Source organism: Candidatus Eisenbacteria bacterium (assembly GCA_005893275.1).
Classification (GTDB): Bacteria; Eisenbacteria; RBG-16-71-46; order SZUA-252; family SZUA-252; genus WS-7.
Genome location: VBOW01000085.1, coordinates 1 through 3,727 on the forward strand (window position 1 = coordinate 1; position 3,727 = coordinate 3,727).

At 63.2% G+C, this 3,727-nt stretch carries 3 protein-coding genes; all 3 read left to right on the plus strand.

Annotated features, from left to right (window positions below; genetic code table 11):
- A partial coding sequence (locus tag E6K76_12320; protein TMQ56660.1) for a TonB-dependent receptor occupies positions 1–726 on the plus strand: 726 nt, incomplete at its 5' end.
- A gap of 51 nt (positions 727–777) precedes the next feature.
- A complete protein-coding gene (locus tag E6K76_12325) occupies positions 778–2,883 on the plus strand; it encodes a hypothetical protein (protein ID TMQ56661.1) in 2,106 nt (701 codons plus the stop codon).
- A 158-nt stretch (positions 2,884–3,041) separates the two neighbouring features.
- Positions 3,042–3,727: hypothetical protein (locus E6K76_12330; GenBank protein ID TMQ56662.1), on the plus strand; the 686-nt coding region annotated here is incomplete at its 3' end.

Genomic DNA, 3,727 nt, shown 5'->3' on the forward strand with positions numbered 1-3,727 from the left:
CGCTTCGGATCGTACGGGGTTCCGCGCGTCGCGCTCGGCGTCCTTTTCCCCGGGACGGGAATCAAGCTCCGCGGGGGGTACGGCCGCGCGTTCGTGGCGCCGACGCTCACCGATCTTTTCTACCCGGGGTTCGGCTCGCCGACGCTCAAGCCCGAGCGCTCCCGCACGTGGGAAGCGGGGGTCGACGGATCGTGGCTCGAAGGGCGCGTGACCGCGAAAGCGACATGGTATGCGACGCGTTTTCGCGATCTGATCCAGTCGAACTCGTTCTTCGTCGCGGACAATGTCGGGAGCGCTCGAATCGAGGGGGAAGAATATGCCGCCCGCATCTCGCCGTCGGACAGGCTCTGGATCCAGGCCCGCGCCGCCCGCCTCCTCGGCAAGAACCTCGTGACGGGGGCGCGTCTGGCGAAGCGACCGGCGTGGCGCGCGGGCGTCTCGCTCGAGGGCGAGCCCGCGCGGGGCCTGATCGCGATCGCCGATTGGTGGTGGAGCGCCTCGATGCTCGATCCCTTCGTGTTCGTTGACGCCGATGGGCGCGTCCAAGACGGCGACACCCCGGAGCGTGCGGCGCTCGATCTCGGGCTGAATGCGTCGCTAAGGCGGTGGGTCCCGGCGGAGGTCCGTTTCCGGCTCGAGAACGCGCTGGACCGGAAGTACGCCGACGTGAAGGGGTTCCCGGCCCGAGGCCGGGAGTTCCGGATGGGGCTCACCGTGAATCCGTAGTTGCATGTGGGGTAACACTAGGCAATCCTTTCACAAACGCTCTAGCGCACGATGACAATCTTTCTCGTAACGCCGAGTGCAGTGCCGTCGCCCGCTCTCATGCGGACAAGGTACACGCCCATAGCGAGACCGTCCAAACCTAAGAGGGGCATTCCAAACGCCATCCCTTCCACGAATTCGCTCGAGGTCAGTCTCTTGCTAGCGAAAAGGCAGAAGCGGGGACCCAGCGCCCGAGTTTGGATTGGTGCGAACCTAATTTGCCTCGTTGGGTTCTTCTCGACTCCAGGCGCGCGGTGCGGCACCGAGCCGGTCTTGTTCTATCCCCGTTTTGGACACGATCTGGGTGGCTGCTTCGGCTCTGCTGCTGCCGGCGGAAGGGACTTGGACGGAGACGGCTTGATGGATTTTATTGTGAGCGAGCCCAACAACTGCCCAGGTGGTACGTACATTTCCGGATCGGTTTTCGCTTATTCAGGGCTGACCGGAAACGCGCTGTACAGGGTATCGAGCACCGCGGCAGCAGATAATTATGATGAGTTCGGCGCGGCAATCGCGTTTGTTGATGATCTCGACGGGGACGGGGTGGAGGACTTGGCTGTTGGGGCCCCAGGATCCGGGTCGAACTCCGGATCGTTCTACGTCTACTCAGGAGCAAGCGGCCTGTTACTCTACCGTCGGGACGGGGGGGTAGGAAACGCGCCGACGGGTGCGCTCGGCTTCTCGATCGCCGGGTTGCACGACATAGATGGAGACGGCAGAGGAGATCTGCTTGTCGGTGCACCCCTGGCGCCCAACAGCTCGGGAAAGCTTTCTGGGGCTGTGGCTCTGTACTCCGGGGCTACAGGACAAGTGCTGCGTACGATCGATGGAGCGGATAGCAGCGACGCATTCGGTCAGGTGGTGGTCGTGGCGGGGGATCTCGATGGCGACAGCACAGGGGATCTTCTCGTCAGCGCACCCGGTTTCCGTAGCGCGGGTACTCGTGTCGGAGCGGTTTACGCGTACTCAGGTGCCTCAAGAGCCTTTCTCTACCGGGTCGACGGCTACGGCTCCACACTTTCGGGATTGGGTGACATCGATCGCGATGGCCGCTCTGATTTCGCGGTCGGGGCACCACAGGGAGACGGAGTGGTCTTCGTGTTTTCCGGGGCCACGGGATCCCTTATTCGGGATATTCATGAAGGTTTCCTCAATCATTTTGGCAGCTCTCTCGCCGGGTGTGATGTAGATGGCGACGGAATTACAGATTTAGTTGTAGGTGCACCGGCGGCGGTCGGGACCGGCGAAGGTTTTTACGGCGCTGTCTTCGTGTATTCGGGATCCGACGGGACGCTGCTTATGAGGGTTGATGGAACCGTGCCCTACGAAATGCTCGGGGGGACCGTTGCTTCGGCTGGGGACACTAATGGGGATGGGCGCGAAGACCTTATCCTCTGCGCCCCATCCACGACCATATACGACACGAGCTTCACCCGAGGGGCCGCCCTACTATACGGACTTGCAGAAGTCCTCCCAGCTCGGGCGTTCTCTGGCAGCGCAGGACTCACGGTAAACCTCGGCGCGGGTCGAGCCACATCCCTCGTCCAAGTCGAGCCGATCGGAGGCGCCTTCTCTAATGACGACGTTTGGCTGGGAACAATCGTTCTCCGTCGGGCAACGGATCCTGTTCACGAAATCAAGCCGCTAATAGCGGCCTCGGCGGGCGACACCGACGGGAATGGCGTAGCGGAGATTGGAACCCAGTTCAGCAAGGTTGGCCTGCGGGATCTGTTCGGCATCCGCACCAGCCGGGCCGACACCGCCTCGGTCATCGTCGAAGCGAGCACGCGATCAGGAGGCAGGGTGCGAGCGGCGGCGTTGGCCGGATTGGTCTCTAGTCCACCCGTTGTTGTAACATTGACACCAAATCCAATGCGCGGAAGAGGGGTGCTCTCCTTCATCACCACGAAAATCGGTCCGCTGAAGGTGAAGCTTTTCGACCTCTCAGGACACCTTGTTAGAGACCTGGCTGATGACCCCTTGGCGCAGCCTGGCTATCACGATGTGGCAATCGACGGGAGGGGTTCTCGAGGTGAGACCCTCGCTTCCAGCGTGTACTTCTATAGGATTGAAACCGCGGATGGGCTCGGATCCGGGAGAATCGCGATCGTGAGGTAGGCCGCTGTAGCGCGAATGCAGCATTCGCCGCGCGCCACTGCAGCTCGCTGCGCAGAAAGCCCGGGCACACAACAACTGAAACCCCTCGATAATCCCTCCAAATCCCGATAAGCGCCGGAGTTTGATCCACAATTGATCCGTAGTACACTGCGCGGTCCATGGATTACGAGAATCTCATCGTCGAGATCAAAGACCGCATCGCGCGCGTGACGGTCAACCGTCCCAAGGTCCTGAACGCCTTGAACGAGAAGACGGTGCGCGAGATCCACGCCGCGTTCTCCTCGCTCCGCGGCGACGCCGGCGTGGGGGTCGTGATTCTGACGGGCGCCGGCGAGAAGGCGTTCGTCGCCGGCGCCGACATCAACGAGCTGGCCAGGATGACCCCCCTCCAGGGGGAAGCCTCCTCCAAGCTCGGCCAGGCCGCGCTGCGCGAGATCGAGACGCTGGGGAAGCCGGTCATCGCCGCGATCAACGGATTCGCGCTCGGCGGAGGGTGCGAGCTTGCCCTCGCCTGCCACATTCGATTCGCCTCGGAGAACGCGAAGCTCGGGCTGCCGGAGGTCGGGCTCGGGATCATCCCCGGATACGGCGGCACGCAGAGGCTGCCCCGGATCGTGGGGATCGGAGTGGCCCTCGAGCTGATCACGACCGCCCGCATGATCGATGCGCAGGAGGCGCTCCGGATCGGGCTCGTGAACCGGGTGCTCCCGCCGCCGGATCTCCTGCCTCACTGCGAGAAGGTGGCGGGGGAGATCCTGAGCCGCGGCGTGCTCGCTGTCCGGTACGCCATGGACGCTGCGATCCGCGGCATGGAGACCGACCTGACCCAGGGCCTCGATCGCGA